A 19851-nucleotide genomic window follows, 5' to 3' on the forward strand; every position below is an offset into this window, starting at 1 on the left:
GGCGCGGTCGTACCGAGCATCGCCCGCGCCGACCGGCCCGGCGTGGCCCTCGGGACGCTGCTCGGGGTGGGGCTGCGGGCGGGTGTGGCCGGCGCCATGCTCCCGGGCCGGCCCGGCGTGGCCCTCGGGGCCGTGCCCGAGGCGGTGTGCCGGGTGGGGCTCCGGCCGGGTGGCGGGGGCGGTTTTGGCTCGGGCCGTTCGCTCGGCGACGGCGGGGGTCATGCCGCCTCCGTCCGGTCGGCGGTCATCGCGGCGGCGTCCAGGAGGGCGGTGCCGACGATCAGGTCGGCGCCGCCGAACTCCGGGTCGTCCAACTCGGTGCCGTCGTCGACGGCGAACAGCAGCCGCTCCTCGCCCTGCCGGTAGGCCGTGCCCACCGCCGGGCTCGCCGCGTGCACGGCCAACAACGCGACCAGGTACGGAAGTTCGGGGTCGCTGCGCCGGGCCTCGGCGAGCAGGCCGGACAGTCGGCGCGGGGCTTCGTGCGGAAGATCGAGCAGTTCCATGGCCGCGGCGAGCTGCTCCTCGCTGAACCGGCTGTCGTCCGGGGTGGCGATCAGGTCGGGCTCGGGCATCTCCACGCCCAGGTGCTCGCGCTCCACGGGCGGCGTCAGCAGGATCTCCACCAGGTCGGCGACCCGCACCGAGACGGGGGTGCGCAGGCCGGTGCCCCGGGCGAAGAACGCGTCGGTGACCCGGGTGGCCCGCTCCAGCGGCAGCGGCAGCACCGGGGCGATCAACTGCCCGTACAGGTCGATGCCCGAGCGCGGCGCCGGGGCCGCGAATGCCTGCCGGTCCTGTTCGGCGCGGAAGAGCGGGCCCGCGTCCAGCAGTCGCGACTGGAGCTGGGTGTGCCGGCGGATGCAGTCCTTGACGATGTCGACCAACTCGGCCGCGCGCCGCTTGTTGTCGGGGTCCTCGGCCTCGTCGCGGGCCTTGCGGATGTTGGTGAGGATGGCGTTCTCGTGCCGATAGCGGTCGGCGACGTGGTCCAGGGCCTCGGCGATCATGTCCGGGACGGCTTCGAGCCAGTCCACGGCCCGCACGTTGCGCCGCGTCGCGTCCAGCGTCCGGCGCAGGGTTTCCGCGTACTGGACCGTGCGGTAGCGGGCCTGCTCGGCGGCGAGTTGGGCGTCGGCGAGCCGGCCGCGGCTGATCAGCACGTCCAGTTTGACCTCGGCGGCGATCTGCGCGCTGGTGACGTCGGTGTCCAGGGCGCCGACGAGTACGTTCACGGCTTCGTCGGTGGTGCGCAGGTAGACCGCGCCGCCGTAGCCGGGCACTTCCTCGATCAGCTTGAAGTCGTAGTCCCTGCGGACGTAGACGCCGTCGGGGCCGAAGGTGCCGTAGATCGCGCGGAAGCCGCGGTCCACGCTGCCGACGTTGATCAGGTTCTCCAGGACCCAGCGGGCCACCCGCTCGTGCTCTGCGGCGGGCCGGCCCGGGGCCTGGGCGGCGACGCGCGGCAGCAGTCGGGCCACTATCTGCTCGTGGTCGGCGCCCGTGTCGAAGTCCATGTTGAGGGTGACCAGGTCGATCGCGGCCAGCGCGACCTCCGCCATCGCGTAGACCCCGTACTCGCCGGCCAGATTGGCCTTGCGGACGTCGAGGTCGTGCAGCGGGGCGGTGCAGGCGAGGGCGCGCAGCCGCCGGGCCAGGCCCTCGTCGGCGGCCGGGCCCGGCGCCGGGGACACAAGGGGCTTCGCCGGGGCAGGGAGAGTCACGACGGAAAGACTAGGCGCTGACACGGACAACATCCCAAACGGCACGGTTCGGCCGGATCCTCCCCGGGGCCGGTGCGCGGCCCGTTCCGGTTCCCGGGCACGCCCCGCGCGGGCGCGTTCCGTACCGGGGCTGTTCTACCCTCACCGCATGGCTCCCGCGATCACACCCGTCATCGACCTCAACGCCGACCTCGGCGAGGGCTTCGGGCGGTGGACGCTGACGGACGACGAGGCGCTGCTGGCGGTCGTCACCAGTGCCAACGTGGCCTGCGGCTTCCACGCCGGGGATCCGTCCATCATGCGCCGGGTGTGCGAGCTGGCCGCCGAGCGGGGCGTACGGATCGGGGCGCAGGTCTCGTACCGGGACCTGGCGGGTTTCGGGCGGCGGGCGATGGACGTGCCGCCGCGCGAGCTGGCCGACGAGGTGGCGTACCAGATCGGCGCGCTGGAGGTGTTCGCGCGGGCGGCCGGCTCCGCCGTGTCCTACGTGAAGCCGCACGGCGCGCTCTACAACCGGACCGTGTCCGACGCGGGCCAGGCGGGCGCCGTCGTCGCCGGGGTGCTGCTCGCGGCCGGTCCCGGCGGGCTGCCCGTGCTGGGGTTGCCGGGTTCGCTGCTGCTGGCGGCCGCCGAGGAGGCCGGGCTGCCCGCGGTACGGGAGGCGTTCGCCGACCGGGCGTACACGGCGGCCGGGACGCTGGTGCCGCGCGGTGAACCGGGGGCGGTCGTGCACGACCCGGACGCGGTGGTGGCCCGGGCGGTCGCGATGGCCGCCGAGGGCGTCGTGACGGCGGCGGACGGATCGGCGGTCCCGGTGGGCGCCCGCTCGCTGTGCCTGCACGGGGACACCCCGGGCGCCGCGGACCTCGCGCTGCGGGTGCGGGACGCGCTGGGCGCGGCCGGGGTGCGGGTGGAGGCGTTCGCGTGAGGCCGCTCGTCGTGGGCACCGGCGCCCTGCTGTTGGAGACGGACTCCGCGGCGGAGGTCGTCGCGCTGCACGCGGAGCTGCTGCGGCGGCGCGCGGAGCTGGGCGGCGTACGGGACATCGTGCCCGCAGCGCGGACGGTGCTGCTGGACGGGGTGGCGGACCCGGCGGCGCTCGGGGCCCGGATCGCCCGCTGGGAGGTGCCCGCCCTGGCGGAGTCCGGGGGGCCGCTGCTGCGGGTGCCCGTGCGGTACGACGGGCCGGACCTGGCGGAGGTGGCGGCGCTGTGGGGCGTCGCGGAGGACGAGGTGTCGGGGATCGTCGGCGGCATCGTCTTCCGGGTCGCGTTCTGCGGTTTCGCCCCGGGTTTCGGCTACCTGACGGGGCTTCCGGCCCGCTTCCACCTGCCCCGGCGGGCCACGCCCCGTACGTCCGTCCCGGCGGGCTCGCTGGCGCTGGCCGGCGAGTACGCGGGGGTCTACCCGCGCTCCTCCCCCGGCGGCTGGCAGTTGATCGGTTCGACGGACGCGGTGGTGTGGGACCCGGAGCGGGAGCCGGCGGCGCTGTTCGCGCCGGGGGTACGGGTGCGGTTCGAGGAGGCGGGGGCGTGAGCGGGAGCGGGAGCGGGAGCGGGAGCGGGCTGCTGGTGGTGCGGGCGGGGGCGCTGACCACGGTCCAGGACCTGGGGCGCCCCGGGTTCGCGCACCTGGGCGTGCCCCGGTCGGGGGCGTTGGACGCGGGGGCGCACGCGCTGGCCAACCGCCTCGTGGGCAACCCGGCGGAGGCCGCCACCTTGGAGAGCACGTCGGACGGGGTGGCGTTGCGCGCGCGGGCCCCGGTCACCGTGGCCGTCACCGGCGCGCCCTGCGCGGTACGGGTCTGCGGGCGCCCGGCGGCCTGGGGATCGCCGGTCCGGCTGGGGGCGGGGGCGGAGCTGGAGGTGGGCCGGGCGGAGTGGGGGCTGCGGAGCTACGTCGCGGTGCGGGGCGGGTTCGCCGTCCCGCCGGTGCTGGGCAGTCGCTCGACGGACCTGCTGTCGGGGCTGGGGCCCGCCGTCCTGTCGGCCGGGACGGTGCTGCCGGTGGGCCCGGCGGGGGCCGACCCGGTCCGTGGGGCGGACGCCCCGGGCATGCCGGGGCCTCCGTCGGAGCTGGTGCTGCCGCTGCGGCTGGGGCCCCGGGCCGACTGGTTCGAGGCGGCTTCGGTGGCGCGGCTGCTGCGTTCTCCCTACCGGGTGTCGGCCCGGTCGAACCGGATCGGGCTGCGGACGGAGGGCGGACCGCCGCTGGCCCGCCGCCGGGGCGGGGAACTGCCGAGCGAGGGCATGGTCCTGGGCGCGGTGCAGATCCCGCCGGACGGTCTCCCGGTGCTCTTCCTGGCCGACCACCCCGTCACGGGCGGCTACCCGGTGCTCGGCGTGGTCCTCCCCGGCCGCCCCCTGGACGCGGCGGCCCAAGCCCGCCCGGACACACCGGTCCGCTTCGTCCCGGCATAGCCCTCCTCCGCCCCGACCGGCCCCCGGGTGTTCCGGACGGGCGGGACCCGGCGGTCTTCGAGTCCGGGAACCGCGCCATCTTCGGGGCTCGGGCCCCCGGCAGCTTCGGCCCCGCGGCCCGCGCCCCTCTTCAAGGCTCCCTGAGCCCGGCGGCTGCGGGGCGGCCGCCGGCGTTCCCCGCCCAGGGCGCGCCCGTCTTTCGGGCTCCGAGCGCGGCCGACAGCGGGCTGAGGCCCCGACCATTTGGGGGCTCGGGGGCCGGCGGGCTCGGGGGCCGCCGCCCCGTCGCTCCGGGCTCGGCCCCACTGTTCTCGCCCCGGCGGTTCTCGGCCGGGGCGGGCGGGCGGCCCCGAGGCTCGGAGCCCGGCTTCGATGCTCAGGGGCGATCTCGCGCGGTTCGGACGGAGCGCCCGGTGAAGTGTTCCTACACCGCCGACTCCGGGGCGATGCGGCTGCGGACCGCCGACTGGACGTCCTCTTCCTCCGCCGGGTCGGCTGCCAGGCGGCGCAAGCGGGGGGCCACCCGGGCATCGGCCGTCTCGGCGTGGCGGGCAGCGACCTCGCGGGTGGTCTCCTCGCAGTCCCAGAGACATTCGACCGCGAAGCCCGCGGCGAAGGACGCGTCCGTGCCGGCCAGGGCCCGGGCGACGCGCCCGCGCAGGTGGGAAGAGGCGGTTTCGCGGTAGATGTGGCGCAGTACCGGCGCCGCGCAGGCGATGGCCAGTCGGCCCGCCCCGTCGACGAGGGCGAACAGGCGCGGAGTGTCGGGGCCGTGGCCCCGGACGGTGGAGCGCAGGGCGCCGAGGACGTACCGGGCGTCCTCGGCTCCGCCGCGGGCGGCGAGGAGGGCGCCGGCGGCGGCTCCCAGGGCGTCGGGGCGGTGCACCCACAGGCGGGCCCGCTCGACGGCGGCGGGGCCGCACATCCGCTCGTAGGCGGCGACGGCGGGTTCATCGCCCGCGGCTTCGATGAGGTCCAGCACGGCCGGGTTCTCCGGTTCCGCGAGGACGAGGTGGTGCAGGGCCGTGGCGCGGGCGGCCTCGCCGTGGGCGCCGGCGGCGGCGGCCAGGACGGTGGGGCGGTCCTCGGGCGCCGCGACGGCCGCGAGGCAGCGGGCGGCGGGCACGTGCAGCGGGGTGCCGCGACGCAGTCCGTCGGCGGCCCACTCGAAGACGGCCCGGACGCCCCAGCCCGGCTGGGGGCCCTTGGGGGTGAGCTGGCGCTGCCAGCGGTCGAAGGAGCCCTGGGTGCGGGCGGCGCGCAGCCGTTCCCCGTGGGTCGGGGTCTCCTCCCACAGTCGCCAGGGTCGGGGCTCGTAGGCGTCGCGGACTGCGGCGGCGAGCCGCGCCTCGCCGTCCTGCGTCGCGGGGAAGCGGTCGAGCACGGGGCCGCCCAGGGAGCGCAGTCCTTCGTCGTCGTCGCGCAGGGCGAGTTCGTCGAGGGCCCACGACCAGTTCGCGCCGAGGGCGGCGTAGCGGCGCAGCAGCATCAACGCGTCGTCGCGGCCGTAGGCGGCGAGGTGGCCGAGCACGGACAGGGCGAGGCCGGTCCGGTGCTCGTCCTCGTCGAGGATGTCTTCGGTGCCGAAGAGGTGGGCCTCGATCTCGCCGAGGGGTCCGTCGAGGTCCAGGTAGAGGCGGGCGTAGTACAGCGAGCGGTTCTCGATCTGCCAGTCCTGGCGCGGATCGCTGACGACGCACCGGTCGAGGGCCGCGAGGGCCTCTGCCCTGGGCGCCGCGAGAGCGTGCAGCGTGCCGTCACCGCGGCCCCGCTGGAGGAGCCCGAGCAGGGTTCCGCTCGGCGCTATGACTGGTTCGAACATGGGAATGGCCTCAAATCAAGCTGGGGACGCAACCGGGAATCTCGATTCACAGGGCCGCGTAACAGCATGTGAGGACGTTCGCCGTCTTGTTCCGCTCGATGTTGACCATTGCCTTCTCACTCTCGTCGGTGCTTCGCGTGCAGTACGGCCGGTTCGGCGGGGGTGGGCGGGAACGGCGTTCGTGTCCAGCCCGCTCCTGCCCGTCCGTCATGTCCGCGAATCGAATCCGACGCCATGATGACCCAGGCGGTTTGTGCGCCGCGACCACATTTACGTCCGCCGTGACCAACCCGTGAGGTCGGGGACCGGTCGGAGTGCGCCTGGTCCCGGCCGGAAACGGACTACTCGGCTCCGAAAAGTGCGAGCAGGTCGGTCTTGGCGAACATGCGCGCCGTGTCCACGGCGGAGGGCGTCCCGGCGTTCGGGTCGGCCCCGCCCGCGAGCAGCGCTCGGATGACGGCCTCCTCGCCCTTGAAGACGGCGCCCGCCAGCGGGGTCTGGCCCCGGTCGTTGGCCCGGTCGGCTTCGGCGCCGCGCTCCAGCAGGGCGGTGACGGCGTCGGCGTGGCCGTGGTAGGCGGCGAGCATGACGAGGGTGTCGCCGCGGTCGTTGGTGAGGTTCGACGGGACCCCGGCGTCGAGGTACGCGGCCAGCGTGGCGGTTTCACCCTGCCGGGCGAGGTCGAAGATCTTGGTGGCCAGCTCGATGACGTCCTCGTCGGGGACGCCCTGCGATCCCGCGCCGTCCTGGGTGTGCTCGCTCATCGTTCGTACCGCCTTTCACTCACTGTCGTCGGCAAGAGTTTCCCCAGGCCGGGAGGGCAGGGGTGCGTACGGGACCGCGTCCGTACGGGTGAATCGCCAGGGTAGCGCCCGGGTCGGCACATGACGGGAAGGGTCCGAGGCAAGGATCGCCCTCGACCCGGTTCGACCCCCACCCGCCCGCCACCTCCACCCACCGCCCTGACCGTTCCGCGGCGGACGCGCCAGCCGGGCGCGGCCGGTCAAGTGAAAGTGAGCAGGATTCACCCGTATGCACCTTTTGTCGCATTGATACTTTCTGTGAGCCTGGAAGAACTGATGGTGACCGTCCCACGTCCCCACCCACCAGGAGAAGTCGTCATGGTCTTGTCCATCTCAGGCGTCGTTCTGCTCGGCATCATCGCCTTCCTCTTCTTCAAGAAGGACGGGATGAAGCTGACCCACGCGTTCGTGTGTTCGCTGTTCGGCTTCTTCCTCGCCGGCTCCGCCATCGCCCCCAGCATCACGGCGAGCACGGCGAGCCTCGCGAGCCTGTTGGGCGGGATCAAGCTCTGAGACCGCCGTACGCCGTTCAGGCCGGCCCGGGCCGGCCGGCCTGACGGGCCACCGGCCCGCCCCGCACCGCCCCCGCACGCACCGTCCCGCCACACCACAACTCCAGGAGACGCCCGTGGCCCGGCGCCCACTCCCCCGCATCCTCACCGGCGGCACCCCGTGGCCGGCCCGGGGCCGCGACCTCGCCCGCACGGCCGCCGACAGCGCCACGGACGTCCTCCATCCGCTGCTCGTCATCGGCCGCGGCCTGCGCGTCCTGGCTTCCGCGGGGCGGCGCAAGTGGGCCGACACCCCCAAGGACAAGCGCGGCCCCGCGCTGTTCCTGGCGGCCGCCGTCATCCTCGTCCTGGCGCTCGTGCCCTACGGCCCGCTCCTCGGCCTGATCACCCTGATGGCGACGGCGGCCTGGCACGGGCGGCCGCGCACCCCCGTGAAGACCGGTCCCAGCGACGCCGAGACCGAACGCCTCGGCTCGCTCTACGAGGCACTGGTGCCCTACTTCTCCGTCCCCGAGGACCCGAGCCCCTTGTTCGCCCACGGCGGAAGCTGGGATCAGGCGTTCAGCGACCCCGCGTTCGACGCGTCGGGCCGCATCACCCGGCTCGGCATCCGCTACCCGGCCTACTTCACCGACGGCGAGCCCGCCGCCCGGGCGCGGATCGAGGCGCTGCTGCACGCCAAGTCCGGGCGCGGACGGGAGTACCTCTTCGACTGGGACGAGGAGGGAAACCAGCTCGACCTGCGGGTCCTGGCGCCGCTGTCGACCGGCATCGCCGCCCAGCCGTTCGTCACCGCCCCCGGGGAGACGGTCCTCGGGTTCACCGACGCGGGCGGCGTGCAGCGCACCCTGCCCGTCCTGGAGGGCGACGAGCCGCGTGACGTGCCCCCGGTGATCTGGCGGACCGGCCCCCGTTCCACCGAGCCGCACCTGCTGGCGGTGGGCCAGCCGGGCAGCGGCACCTCCACCCTCCTGCGCTCGATCGCCCTACAGGCCCTGCGGCACGGCGGCGAGGTGCTGATCGTCGAGGGCGGGGGCAGCGGCGAGTACGCCTGCCTCACCGGCCGGGCGGGGGTGCTCGCGGTCGAGTGCGGTCCCGGCGGGGCCCAGGCCACGCTGGAGTGGGCGGCGCGGGAGACCGAGCGCCGGCTGCTCGCCGCCCATCGGGCCCGGGAGACCGGCGGCGCCATGCCCGAGGACACCCGTCGCCCGCTGTGGGTCCTGCTCGACCGGCCCGGCGTGCTCGCGCACCTGGCCGCCGCCGAGGGCGGCCCGGATCCGTTGGAGCGGCTCCAGGTGCCGCTGCGGCACGGGCGTGCCGCGCACGTCACGGTGGTGGTGGCCGAGCAGTTCGAGCAGTTGGAGCTGCTGGGCGACGCCGTCTGGCAGCACACCCGGGCCCGGGTCGTGCTCGGGCCGGCCGGGAGCCGGCAGATCGCCGAGGTGCTGGGAGCGCCCCCGCACACGACCCCGACGCCGCAGGCGCCGCCGGGGCGCGGGTACGCCCGGCTCGGGGCGGGTCCCGTCCACCGGCTCCAGGTGCCGGCCACGCCGGACCCGTACGACGACGCCGCGCATCCGGCGCACCGCCAGGCGGTGACGGAGCTGCTGCCGGAGCGGACGGCGCGGCGCACGCCCGGGCCGGCGGCTCCGGAGCCCGTCACCCAGGCGCCGCCGCTGCGCATCGTCCAGCCGCCGGCCCAGGCGCAGGCCCCCTCGATCGACGCCCGGGAGGTCGGGATCGGGGACGCGGAGTCGCGGGCGGAGGAGACGCGGGAGACGCGCGAGACAAGGGAGGTACGGGAGGTCGCGGCGGAGGCGCCCAAGGCCCGCGGCCCCTGGCCCGTGGGGCCCTGAGCCCGACTGCCTTGAAGCCGCCCCACCCCGAATCCGCCGCCCCCGCCGCCCCCGCCGCCTCCCGGTCCATGCCGGTTCTACGCCACGAACGTGCGCGGCGGCTCCGCACCGCTGCCCCCCGCGCCGGTACCGACCAGCCGGGCCGCCGCCGCCAACCGGGCGGCGGCTTCCTCGGCGACCGGGCCTCCCACGGTGAACGGCAGCCGGACGTACCCCTCGAACGCGCCGTCCACGCCGAACCGGGGGCCCGAGGGGACCCGTACGCCGACACGTTCCCCCACCTCGGCCAGGCGGGAACCGGACAGTCCGCCCGCACGGGCCCACAGCGTGAGACCGCCCAGCGGCACCTCGAACTCCCAGTCCGGCAGCTCCCGGCGCACCGCCGTGACCAATGCGTCCCGGTTGCCCCTGGCCTGGACGCGGCGGATCTCGACGGCCTCCTCCCAGCCGCCGGTACGCATCAGCCAGTTCACCGCGAGCTGCTCCAGTACCGGGGTGCCGAGGTCGGCGTAGGCGCGCGCCGCGACCAGGCTGCGGATGACGTCGGGGGCGGCGCGCACCCAGCCGATGCGCATGCCGGCCCAGAACGCCTTGCTGGCGGAGCCGACGGTGATCACCGTGGAGCCGGCCGGGTCGAAGGAGCAGACCGGCCGGGGCATGGTGAGGCCGGGGTCGAGCCGGAGTTCGGCCATGGTCTCGTCGGCGACCAGGACGGTGCCGGCCGAGCGGGCCGCCTCGACCATGGCGCGGCGCTGGTCGTCGGAGGCCAGCGCCCCGGTCGGGTTGTGGAAGTCGGCGACGACGTAGGCGAGGCGCGGCGCGGAGTCCCGCAGCACCTGACGCCAGACGTCCATGTCCCAGCCGCCGAGCCCGACCGACATCGCCACGGGGACGAGGCGCACCCCGGCCGCGCGCATGAGCTGGAGGATGTTGGCGTAAGAGGGGGACTCGACGGCGATGCGCTCGCCGCGGCCCGCGAAGAGGCTGCAGATGGCGTCGATGGCGCCCATCGCCCCGGTGGTCACCATGATCTGCTCGGGCATGGTGGGGATGCCGCGCTCGGTGTAGCGGTCGGCGAGCATCCGGCGCAGTGCGGGCAGCCCGGCCGGGTAGTCGCCGTGGGTGTGGGCGTAGGGCGGCAGTTCCTCCAGGGCGCCCTGGACGGCCTTGGTGAGCCAGGGCTCGGGGGCCGGGAGGGCGGCGCAGCCGAGGTCGATCATCGAGCCGAGGGACTCGGGCGGCAGCGGTTCCAGGCCCCGGGCGGGCAGCGGGTTCCCGGCGGGTACGGCGGTCCAACTGCCGGCGCCGCGGCGGGATTCGAGGAAACCCTCGCCGCGCAGGGCCTCGTAGGCGGCGGCGACGGTGGTGCGGCTGAGGGTGAGCGCCACGGCCAGCTCCCGCTCGGCGGGCAGCCGGGCGGCGACCGGGACGCGGCCTTCGAGGACGAGCAGCCTGATCCCGTCGGCCAGAAGGCGGTAGGCGGGGGGCTTGCGCGCCCCGGGTACGGAGGGCCGGTCCTGCTGCGAGGTGATCAGGCGGGCGAGCTGGGCGGCACCGACCGCTGAGGTCCACTGAGCCATGCTGTCCGGTCCACCTTCGTCGAATTGGCCCCGGCGGGCGGGCTCGGGGGCGGGTATTGGATCGTTCCTGCCGGGTCAGGGTGTCATGGAGCGGTCCATTCGGACCAGTGGGTCCCCTGCGTTCACCGTGGGTCCATCCGGCCGCTCACGTCGCACCGGCCACAACGGGCATACTGCCGCCGTGACGCACGTACGCCTTCGCCATCCGTACCTCGACCACCCCGCCCCCATCCCCTTCGCCCACCGGGGCGGCGCGGCGGACGGTCTGGAGAACACCGCCGCCGCCTTCCGCCGGGCCGCCGGGGCGGGCTACCGGTACTTCGAGACCGATGTGCACGCCACCTCCGACGGAAAGCTGGTCGCCTTCCACGACGCCACCCTGGACCGGGTGACGGACACCAAGGGCCGGATCGCCGAGCTGTCCTGGAAGCGGGTCGGCGCCGCGCGGGTGGCCGGGACGGAGCCGTTGTCCCTCTTCGAGGACCTGCTGGAGGAGTTCCCCGACGCGCGCTGGAACGTCGACATCAAGGCGGAGTCGGCGCTGTACCCGCTGGTCAACCTGATCGCCCGGGCCGGGGTGTGGGACCGGGTGTGCGTGGGTTCGTTCTCTGAGAGCCGGGTGGCCCGGGCGCACCGGATCGCGGGGCCCCGGCTGGCGACCTCGTACGGGGTCCTCGGTGTGCTGGGGCTGCGGCTGCGCTCGTACGCGATCCCGGCGGCCCTGCGGGTGGGCGCGGTGGCGGCGCAGGTCCCGGAGACCCAGGCCGGCGTGCGGGTGGTCGACCGGCGCTTCGTACGGACCGCGCACGCGCGCGGGCTCCAGGTGCACGTCTGGACGGTGAACGAACCCGAACGCATGGAGGCGCTCCTCGACCTGGGCGTGGATGGCATCATGACCGACCGGATCGACATCTTGCGCACGGTGCTGGACCGTCGCGGAGCCTGGGGCTGACCGCCCGACGGGCCCGCGCGCGGGCCCGGGCGGCCGCGGCGGTACGGGGACAGCGAGGGGGCACCGGATGACGGCGCAGACGACGGCCGAAGCGGAATCGGGGGCGGAGGACGGCAGATCCGCCGCCGCCCGCAAGCGCGAACAGCACGGCTGGTACTTCTACGACTTCGCCTGCTCGGTCTACTCGACGAGCGTGCTCACGGTGTTTCTCGGGCCGTACCTGACCGCGGTGGCCAAGGCCGCGGCGGACGCCGAGGGCTATGTGCACCCGTTGGGCATCCCGGTTCGGGCCGGATCGTTCTTCGCGTACTCGGTGTCGGTCTCGGTGATCGTCGCCGTACTGATCATGCCCCTGGCCGGCGCGGTGGCCGACCGGGGCGGCCGCAAGAAGCCGCTGCTGGCCGCGGCGGCCTACACGGGCGCGGCGGCGACCACCGGGATGTTCTTCCTGAGCGGCGAGCGCTACCTGCTGGGCGGGCTGCTGCTGATCGTCGCGAACGCGGCGCTCGCCGTCTCGATGGTGCTCTACAACGCCTACCTGCCGCAGATCGCCACACCCGACGAGCGGGACACCGTCTCCTCGCGGGGCTGGGCGTTCGGGTACACCTCGGGCGCGTTCGTACTGGTCCTCAACCTGGTGCTCTTCCAGGGTCACGACTCCTTCGGCGTCTCCGAGGGCACGGCCGTACGGATCTGCCTGGCCTCGGCCGGCCTGTGGTGGGGCGCCTTCGCCATCGTGCCGCTGCGCCGGTTGCGCGACCGGGCGGTGGTGCGGGAGCCGGGGGCGGCCCAGCCGGTCAACGGCTGGCGCCAGTTGGTGGCGACGCTGCGGGACATGCGGCGCTTCCCGCTGACGCTGTCGTTCCTGCTGGCGTACCTGATCTACAACGACGGCGTGCAGACAGTGATCTCGCAGGCCTCGGTCTACGGCTCGGAGGAGCTGGGGCTGGAGCAGTCGACGCTGATCGTGGCGGTGCTGCTCGTCCAGGTCCTCGCGGTGGCGGGTGCGCTGGGGATGGGGCGGCTGGCGCGTTCGTACGGCGCCAAGCGGACGATCCTCGGTTCGCTGGCCGCGTGGGCACTGACGCTGGCGGCCGGCTACTTCGTGCCCGCGCGGACCCCGGTGTGGTTCTTCGTGCTCGCCTCCATGATCGGGCTGGTGCTGGGCGGCAGCCAGGCGCTGTCGCGGTCGCTGTTCTCGCACCTGGTACCGGCGGGCAAGGAGGCCGAGTACTTCTCCGCGTACGAGATGAGCGACCGGGGACTGAGCTGGGTGGGGCCGCTGGTGTTCGGTCTGACCTACCAGGTCACGGGCAGCTACCGGACGGCGATCATCTCGTTGGTCATCTTCTTCGCACTGGGTTTCGTGCTGCTCGCCCGGGTGCCGGTGCGGCGCGCGGTGGAAGCGGCGGGCAATCCTGTTCCCGAACGGCTCTGAGAACGAATTCGGAACGAATTTCGACGTTGAAGCAAAGGGCCGGTAGTGTACGTCTTTGGCCTGCCAGGCGGACCGTTACTGCGCGCACAAGAAGGATAGGCGCTGGGTGACATCTGCTGCCAGATGTGACAAAACGGGCACTGGTGGGTACAACAAGGGGCGGCACGACGGGCGACGCACGACCCGGAGCGGGAATCTATACCGCCGACCGGACGTTGACCGGATGACGACGACAGCGACACCTGTCCTGTGGGCGACAAGCCCGGGAGGCACGATTCATGAGTGAGCGAGCTCTCCGCGGTACGCGGCTCGTGGTTACCAGCTACGAGACGGACCGCGGCATCGATCTGGCCCCGCGCCAGGCGGTGGAGTACGCATGCCAGAACGGACATCGATTTGAGATGCCGTTCTCGGTTGAGGCAGAAATTCCGCCGGAGTGGGAGTGCAAGGCGTGCGGCGCCATGGCACTCCTGGTCGACGGGGACGGGCCCGAAGAGAAGAAGGGCAAGCCCGCGCGAACGCACTGGGACATGCTCATGGAGCGACGCACCCGCGAGGAACTCGAGGAAGTGCTGGCCGAGAGGCTGGCGGTCCTGCGTTCCGGCGCCATGAACATTGCCGTGCATCCGCGGGACAGCCGCAAGTCCGCCTGACACCCGGACTGAGAACGACGCCGAGGGCCCCCGCCACTTCCTGTGGCGGGGGCCCTCGGCGTGCGTACGGCGGGCTCGGGAGGCGAGGAGAACCCGGTAGGCCGGGGGCTCAGAAGACTCAGGAGGCGAGCGGGGGACGGTAGCCGGAGTCGGGGTCGGGGCCGGAGGGGCCCCGCCCGGGCTGCGGTCGGTCATCGCGGATGACCTCGCCCCGCACGACCTTGCCGTCGGGCTGGTGGATGCGGGCCTGCTGGAACGCGGCCCCGAAACCGCCGGGGGCCGCCGACGTCATCCTGCGTTCCAGGGAGCGGGTGAAGCGGCGCGCGACCAGCGCCCGGACGGGCGGCACGAGCAGGAGCAGGCCGGCGACGTCTGAGAGCAGGCCCGGCAGGATCAGGAGTAGACCGGCCGCCATGATCAGGGCATTGCCCCCGCCGGGCTGCTGCGGGGCGGGAGCCGCACCCTGCTGCGCCTGCTGGAAGCCCGCCGCCAGTTTGCGGAACGCCCGGCGGCCGGCGCGCTTGATGACCACGCCGCCCAGGAGCATCCCGCCGACGATGAGCAGGGCGACGGTCAGGCCGCCCGCCGCTCCCGCGACCAGGCCGAGCAGCCAGATCTCCAGGATGAACCAGGCGGCGACCGCCAAGGGGAGGTACGTACGGGCGGCCGAGCGCCGCCGGGGAGCAGTCGAGGTGCCGGTCGTCATGACTCCAGTGTGCCTGGGGTGGCGTAAAAGCGGCCTCAGTCGGAGGTACCGGGCATCCCCTAAGGGTGGTCTGGGGCCGGTGGCCCGGGACCGGTGGGCGGGGTCGGCGGCCCGGTTCGGCTATGCCTCGGGCCTGCCGGTCAGCTTGGCCGTTCGGGTCTTGATGCCCCACTGGGTGACCCGCCACAGGGCCTCGACCACGATGTCCTTGCTCATCTTGCTGTCGCCGAACTCGCGCTCGACGAACGTGATGGGCACCTCGACGACCCGGAAGCCCTTGCGGACGGCCCGGCGGGCCAGGTCGACCTGGAAGCAGTAGCCCGCGGAGGCGACCTGGTCCAGGCCCAGCCCTTCCAGGGTCTCGCGGCGGAAGGCACGGTAGCCGCCGGTCACGTCGCGGATCGGGACGCCCAGCATCAGCCGGGAGTAGGTGGAACCGCCGCGGGAGAGGATCTCGCGGCTCTTGGGCCAGTTGACGACCCGGCCCCCGGGCACCCAGCGGGAGCCCAGGACCAGGTCGGCGCCGCCGAGCGCGGTCAGCAGCCGGGGCAGCTCCTCCGGCCGGTGCGAGCCGTCGGCGTCCATCTCGACCAGGACGCCGTAGCCGTGCTCCAGGCCCCAGGCGAAGCCCGCGAGGTAGGCGGCGCCGAGCCCTTCCTTGCCCTTGCGGTGCAGGACGTGGACGTGACCGTCGGATGCGGCCAGTTCGTCGGCGAGCTTGCCGGTGCCGTCGGGGCTGTTGTCGTCCGCTACGAGGATGTGCGCCTCGGGCACGGCGGCACGCACCCGGCCGACGATCAGTCCGATGTTCTCCGCCTCGTTGTACGTGGGGATGATCACCAAGGTGGTCCCGAGGGGCCCGTAGGTCCGCTGTCCGCCGTCGCTCACTGGGTCCCCTTGCATGCTTCTCGTCCAGCCCCGCCTCGTCCGTCCTGTCACGGCGGAACGATTTTAGAACAACGGTCGGGGCCCGCGGTCCTTCGGGCCGGCCCCGCTCCCGCTGGCTGCGGGTGACCGTGGCCGTTGTCTACTGGACCACCGGGCCCCGACCTGGGGCCACCCGCCCCCAACTGCCGCTGGGGGCCGCCCGCACCGGCGAAACCTTCCCTCGCCCCCGAGGCGCGGGCGCGCTGAGCGGACGGATCCGTCCGGAAGGGACGTCCTGTGGTGGACCCGGCCGAACCTATCCGGGTCGGGCCGCCGGTACCGAACCGAGGCCCCCCGGATCACCCCTGTGGCCGTACGAATACCTCCCGGCCGCCCACGACCGTCGCCAGGCACACGGGCAGATCCGCGCCGGGCGTCAGGTCGGGCAGTCCGGGGGTGCCGGAGCGCGGGTCGGTCGACCAGCGGGCGACCCGGTCGTCGGGGGCCTGCACCACGAGTTCCTCCGTGCGCCAGACGGCGTAGTCGGCGGGGGCCCCGGGCACGAGGGTGCCCGCGTCGTCCCGGCCGAGCGCCCGCCAGCCGCCGCGGGTGTGCGCGGCGAAGGCGGCGCGTACGGAGATCCGGTGCTCGGGGGTGCGGTGGAAGGCGGCGGCGCGGACGGTGCCCCAGGGGTCCAGCGGCGTGACGGGGGCGTCCGATCCGAAGGCCAGGGGCACGCCGGCCTTCAGCAGGGCGGCGAAGGGGTTGAGGGTCCTGGCCCGCTCGGCGCCCAGCCGGTCGGCGTACATGCCGTCGCCGCCGCCCCAGGCGGCGTCGAAGGCGGGCTGCACGGAGGCGGTCAGTCCCAGCTCGGCGAAGGCGGCGATGGTGGCCGGGGTCATCATCTCGGCGTGCTCGACGCGGTGCCGGGCGGCGCGGACGCGGGCGATGCCGACCTTGTCGGCGGCCGCCCGGACCCCCTCCACGACGGCGGTGAGCGCGGCGTCGCCGATGGCGTGGAACCCGGCCTGGAGTCCCGCCTCGGTGCAGGCGGCGACGTGCGCGGCGACGTCGCCCGCCTCCAGGTAGCCGGTGCCGGTGTGCGTCGCGTCGGCGTACGGGGCGTGCAGGCAGGCGGTGTGCGAACCGAGCGCGCCGTCCACGAACAGGTCGCCGGCGGCGCCGACCGCGCCGAGCTCCGCGGCCCGGTCGAGGTCGCGGTCGGCCCAGTAGCCGAAGACGCGCGGGCCGCGGTGGCCGGCGGCGAGGTCGAGCAGGGCGGTGAAGTCCTCGGGGGAGGAGATCTCGGGCCCGCCGCACTCGTGGACGGAGCCGATGCCGAGGGAGGCCGCGCGGTCCAGGGCGGCTCGCTGCGCCTCGGCGCGCTGGGCGGGGGTGACGGCGTCGAGCGCGGCCCGGCGGACGGCGTGGTGGGCGTCGCGGGTCAACGGCTCGTCGCCGGTCACGCGGACGCCGGGGACGAGGTCCAGCAGCGCGGTGGTGACCACGGCGGAGTGCACGTCGACGCGGCTGAGGTAGAGCGGGCGACCGCCGGTGGCCTCGTCCAGCTCGGCGCGGCGGGGGGCGCGGCGCTCGGGCCAGCGGGCGGCGTCCCAGCCGTGGCCGAGGAGCACCCGGTCGGCGGGGCGGCTGCGGGCGTAGGCCCGGACGAGGGCCAGGGCCTCGGGGAGGGAGCCGGCCGCGGAGAGGTCGAGGCCGGTGAGGGCGAGCCCGGTGGAGGTGGTGTGGACGTGGGCGTCGGTGAACGCGGGGGTGACGAGCGCCCCGTCGAGGTGGACTACCTCGTCCACGCCCTGCGCGAAGGCGTCGGCGGCGCCTTCGGAGCCGACCCAGGCGATGTGGCCCCGCTCGACGACCATCGCGGTGGCGAAGGGGTCGGCGGGGCTGTGCACCTCGCCGCCGCGGAGCAGGACGGTGCGGGGGGTTCCGGCGGCGGTGGCGGAGGCGGTGCGGTCAGTCATGCCCCCAGTTTCGCTGGTCGCCCACGCCCGCCCGGACACGCCCCCCTGCGGACGGCCGACCGGGCCTACGGCCGAGGCCCGTGCCGGACGCCCGACGGCGGGCGGCCGACGGCCCTGCCTCCGGGCCGGCGGACCTTGCCGGACCGGCGGACCCTGCCGGCCGACGGGCCCCTGCCGGACCGGACCCCGGACTCCGTCCGGGGGACCCTCGGCGCCGAGCCGCGCGGGGACCGCGGAAACGGGTCACACGCGGGGCGGACGGGCTTCGTAGGGGGTGGAGAGGACCACCGTCGTGCGGGTGGCTACATGGGCCAGGGCGCGGAGCCGGCCCAGCAGGTCTTCGAGTTCGAGGGGCGTGGCCACCCGCACCTTGAGGATGTAGTTCTCGTCTCCCGCGACGCTGTGGCACGCCTCGATCTCCGGGACCCCCGCGAGCCGCTCGGCGATGTCGTCGGGGGCGCTGGGGTCGAACGGTTTGACCGAGATGAAGGCCGTCAGCGGCAGCCCGACGGCCTCGGGGTCGACGACGGCCGCGTAGCCGCGGATGACTCCGCGCTGTTCCAGGCGGCGTACTCGCTGATGGACTGCCGACGTGGACAGTCCGGTGGCCTTGCCCAGGTCCGTGTAGCTCATCCGCCCGTCCCGCACGAGCAGATCCACGATCTGGCGGTCCAGCTCCTCCATTGCGCTCATAGCCGCTCAACCTATTGCCCAGAGCCGCTCCAGGCACAGCGGTGTCCACGGGGAAAGGGCACCTGCGGCGGGCATGTGACCAAGGCCACAGGGGTATGGATGCGTAGGCCCGGCTCTCGTGGTTACTCGTGCCGCGCGACGGGAAGTGCTTGCTGTGGCCGTGGCTGAAGAATCTGCCCGCCCGGCCCACCCAAGGGGGAGTACATCCATGCTGAACACCAATGGCGCCGGCCGTATGAGCGAATCCGAGTACGCGGACGACGCGGACTATCCCGACGACGCCGACGGGTTCGAGATCCACCACGCGGTCTGCCCGGACTGCGGGCAGTCGATCGCCTTGGTCGCCGACGAGGAGTACTTGCCGGAGCACGCGCTCTGCCTGACCCCGTGGAACCCGTTCGGGCTCACGGTGTGCGCGGGTACGGGTCGCCCGGCCTCGGAGGCACTGCCGACGGTCGGGGTGTTCCCGTCGGACGCGCAGGAGTCGGCCCCGGTGGTCGTACTGACGCTGCCGCAGGGGCTGGACTGGCGGACGCAGCCGTTCTCGCACGTCGGCGGTCCGGGCTCGCGTCCGGTGCGGACGGCGGCGACGCTGCTGCCGCCGCAGATGCGTCAGCACGCGCAGGCCGCCTGACCTGCCGGGCCCAGGGGCGTCCCGGGGGCCTACCAGTATGTTCCCTGCACCATGGCGGCGAGACTGTCGTGGTGCAGGATGAGGCCGTCCGCGTGGTCGCCGTCCGTCGGCTTCCCGACCTCGCCGAAGTGTGCCTGCCGGTAGGCGATGCGCAGCATCACGATGCCGTGCCGCAGGGCGGCGTACAGAGTGTGGAACTCCATGTCGCGCGGGGTGTGCCCGGTGAGTTCGGCGTAGCGGCGTTCGAGGTCGTCGCGGCGCAGGAAGTCCGGCAGGCCCGGCCGGCCGAAGCCGACGGTGAGGTCCTGGAAGAAACGGTGGAGGTAGATGGTCCAGCCGAGGTCCATCTCGCGTGGGGCGTACGCCGCCATCTCCCAGTCGAGTACGGCCACCGGTTCGAAGCCGTCGGCCTGGTAGATCACGTTGCCGATCCGGGCGTCGCCCCAGTTGAGGACGGGCTCGCCCTCGTCGGCGGGCCAGAGTTCCTCCAGCCGGTCGAAGGCACGCTCCAGCAGCGGTGACCGGGGCATGCCGTCCACCACCCAGGCGTAGTAGGCGCGTTGGGCCTCGACGTGCCGGCGCAGCGGGGTGCCGGTGCCGGGCGGGAGGAGGAACCGCGCTCGCGGGGCCGGAAACTGGTCGTGCAGGCGGGCGAGGAGGGACATGCTCGCCTCCTGGAGGAGGGCGCGCTCGGCGTCGGTGGCGGAGTGCAGCCAGTTGCCCTCGTAGGTGTACGGCATCACGTCGGGCGGCACGCGGCCTTCGGCGCGGGCCATGACGAAGAAGGGCGCGCCGAGCGGCCGCGGGTCCTCCTCCAGCCAGCGGACCCGGGGTACGGGCAGGTCGGTGTGTTCGGCGACCAGCCGCATCACGCGGTACTGGCGGCCCATGTCGTAGGTGGGGAAGACGGTGTAGGCGGCCGGGTCGGCGGCGAGACGCAGGGCGCAGGCGCGGTCGGAGGCGCCGGGGGCATCGGGGTGCTCGACGTCCGGGTGCTCGATGTCGAAGAGGAGGGTCTCGCTGGACATGCCGTTGGAGCCGGGTACGGAGGTGTTGGTGACCTTCGCGCCGGGGAGACGGGTGTCGAGCCAGGCCGTGAGGCGTCGGCCGAGTTCCTCGGGGTCTCGGGTGGTGGTGCGGGGACGCGGTGCCGTTGCCATGGACTACCCCTCCTGCTCTGTCCGGTTCGGTTACGGGACTTCGTGCGCG

The 19851-nt window shown here is 74.3% G+C and carries 18 protein-coding genes; 9 read left to right on the forward strand and 9 right to left on the reverse strand.

Translation table 11 applies throughout. The features are described from left to right. Positions 1-218 precede the first annotated feature (218 nt). A complete protein-coding gene (locus ABZ934_RS21625) occupies positions 219-1757 on the reverse strand; it encodes a hypothetical protein (protein ID WP_361315592.1) in 1539 nt (512 codons plus the stop codon). 115 nt (positions 1758-1872) lie between these two features. Between ABZ934_RS21625 and ABZ934_RS21630 the strand changes: the two genes are divergently transcribed. From ABZ934_RS21630 to ABZ934_RS21640, 3 genes are read left to right on the forward strand one after another with little or no spacing between them, the layout of a single operon-like run. Further along, complete coding sequence (locus ABZ934_RS21630) at positions 1873-2652, forward strand: 5-oxoprolinase subunit PxpA (RefSeq protein WP_361315595.1); 780 nt, start codon at positions 1873-1875, stop codon at positions 2650-2652. Continuing rightward, entirely contained in the window at positions 2649-3260 is a 612-nt protein-coding gene (locus ABZ934_RS21635) for an allophanate hydrolase subunit 1 (protein ID WP_361315598.1), read from the forward strand. Before ABZ934_RS21630 ends, ABZ934_RS21635 begins: the two co-directional genes overlap by 4 nt. Beyond that, the gene (locus ABZ934_RS21640; RefSeq protein ID WP_361315600.1) at positions 3257-4144 is read left to right on the forward strand and encodes a biotin-dependent carboxyltransferase family protein; all 888 of its coding nucleotides are present in this window, start codon (positions 3257-3259) and stop codon (positions 4142-4144) included. The genes ABZ934_RS21635 and ABZ934_RS21640 overlap by 4 nt, the downstream gene beginning before the upstream one ends. Before the next feature lie 424 nt (positions 4145-4568). Here ABZ934_RS21640 and ABZ934_RS21645 read toward each other — a convergent pair whose 3' ends face one another. Beyond that, on the reverse strand, positions 4569-5966 hold the full coding sequence (locus tag ABZ934_RS21645; RefSeq protein WP_361315603.1) for a HEAT repeat domain-containing protein: 1398 nt from the start codon (positions 5964-5966) through the stop codon (positions 4569-4571). Between the two features lie 341 nt (positions 5967-6307). Further along, complete coding sequence (locus tag ABZ934_RS21650) at positions 6308-6730, reverse strand: ankyrin repeat domain-containing protein (RefSeq protein ID WP_361315605.1); 423 nt, start codon at positions 6728-6730, stop codon at positions 6308-6310. Between the two features lie 357 nt (positions 6731-7087). Between ABZ934_RS21650 and ABZ934_RS21655 the strand changes: the two genes are divergently transcribed. Further along, positions 7088-7282 (forward strand): hypothetical protein, encoded by a 195-nt coding sequence (locus ABZ934_RS21655; protein ID WP_136210723.1) that lies wholly within the window; start codon positions 7088-7090, stop codon positions 7280-7282. Between the two features lie 115 nt (positions 7283-7397). Further along, entirely contained in the window at positions 7398-9137 is a 1740-nt protein-coding gene (locus tag ABZ934_RS21660; RefSeq protein WP_361315608.1) for a hypothetical protein, read from the forward strand. Between the two features lie 77 nt (positions 9138-9214). On the opposite strand, the gene ABZ934_RS21665 is transcribed toward ABZ934_RS21660, so the two are convergent. Continuing rightward, the gene (locus tag ABZ934_RS21665; RefSeq protein ID WP_361315611.1) at positions 9215-10717 is read right to left on the reverse strand and encodes a PLP-dependent aminotransferase family protein; all 1503 of its coding nucleotides are present in this window, start codon (positions 10715-10717) and stop codon (positions 9215-9217) included. A gap of 181 nt (positions 10718-10898) precedes the next feature. On the opposite strand from ABZ934_RS21665, the gene ABZ934_RS21670 reads away from it, so the two are divergent. From ABZ934_RS21670 to ABZ934_RS21680, 3 genes are all read left to right on the forward strand, one after another. Then, positions 10899-11669 carry a glycerophosphodiester phosphodiesterase family protein gene (locus tag ABZ934_RS21670; RefSeq protein WP_361315613.1) on the forward strand — a complete coding sequence of 257 codons (771 nt, stop codon included), beginning with the start codon at positions 10899-10901 and terminating at the stop codon, positions 11667-11669. A 67-nt stretch (positions 11670-11736) separates the two neighbouring features. Further along, positions 11737-13107 (forward strand): MFS transporter, encoded by a 1371-nt coding sequence (locus ABZ934_RS21675; protein WP_361315616.1) that lies wholly within the window; start codon positions 11737-11739, stop codon positions 13105-13107. Between the two features lie 278 nt (positions 13108-13385). Next, on the forward strand, positions 13386-13760 hold the full coding sequence (locus tag ABZ934_RS21680) for an RNA polymerase-binding protein RbpA (RefSeq protein ID WP_007262928.1): 375 nt from the start codon (positions 13386-13388) through the stop codon (positions 13758-13760). 118 nt (positions 13761-13878) lie between these two features. Here ABZ934_RS21680 and fxsA read toward each other — a convergent pair whose 3' ends face one another. From fxsA to ABZ934_RS21700, 4 genes are all read right to left on the reverse strand, one after another. Then, entirely contained in the window at positions 13879-14466 is a 588-nt protein-coding gene (gene fxsA / locus ABZ934_RS21685) for an FxsA family membrane protein (RefSeq protein ID WP_361315618.1), read from the reverse strand. A gap of 120 nt (positions 14467-14586) precedes the next feature. Next, on the reverse strand, positions 14587-15354 hold the full coding sequence (locus tag ABZ934_RS21690) for a polyprenol monophosphomannose synthase (protein ID WP_361315620.1): 768 nt from the start codon (positions 15352-15354) through the stop codon (positions 14587-14589). Positions 15355-15692: 338 nt separating this feature from the next. Next, on the reverse strand, positions 15693-17315 hold the full coding sequence (locus ABZ934_RS21695) for an amidohydrolase (RefSeq protein ID WP_361315622.1): 1623 nt from the start codon (positions 17313-17315) through the stop codon (positions 15693-15695). A gap of 243 nt (positions 17316-17558) precedes the next feature. Then, positions 17559-17999, reverse strand: coding sequence for an Lrp/AsnC family transcriptional regulator (locus ABZ934_RS21700; RefSeq protein ID WP_168713945.1), 441 nt, complete (start codon positions 17997-17999; stop codon positions 17559-17561). Positions 18000-18243: 244 nt separating this feature from the next. Here ABZ934_RS21700 and ABZ934_RS21705 point away from each other — a divergent pair, with 244 nt between their 5' ends. Beyond that, positions 18244-18642, forward strand: a complete 399-nt coding sequence (locus tag ABZ934_RS21705; RefSeq protein ID WP_361315832.1) for a hypothetical protein — start codon at positions 18244-18246, stop codon at positions 18640-18642. Between the two features lie 29 nt (positions 18643-18671). Here the strand turns inward: ABZ934_RS21705 and ABZ934_RS21710 are convergent, their stop codons facing one another. Continuing rightward, positions 18672-19802: a phosphotransferase family protein gene (locus tag ABZ934_RS21710; RefSeq protein ID WP_361315625.1), complete on the reverse strand. Its 1131-nt coding sequence runs from the start codon at positions 19800-19802 to the stop codon at positions 18672-18674. Between the last annotated feature and the right edge of the window lie 49 nt (positions 19803-19851).

Source organism: Streptomyces sp. NPDC046557, from assembly GCF_040645975.1.
In the GTDB taxonomy this organism is placed as follows: Bacteria; Actinomycetota; Actinomycetes; order Streptomycetales; family Streptomycetaceae; genus Streptomyces.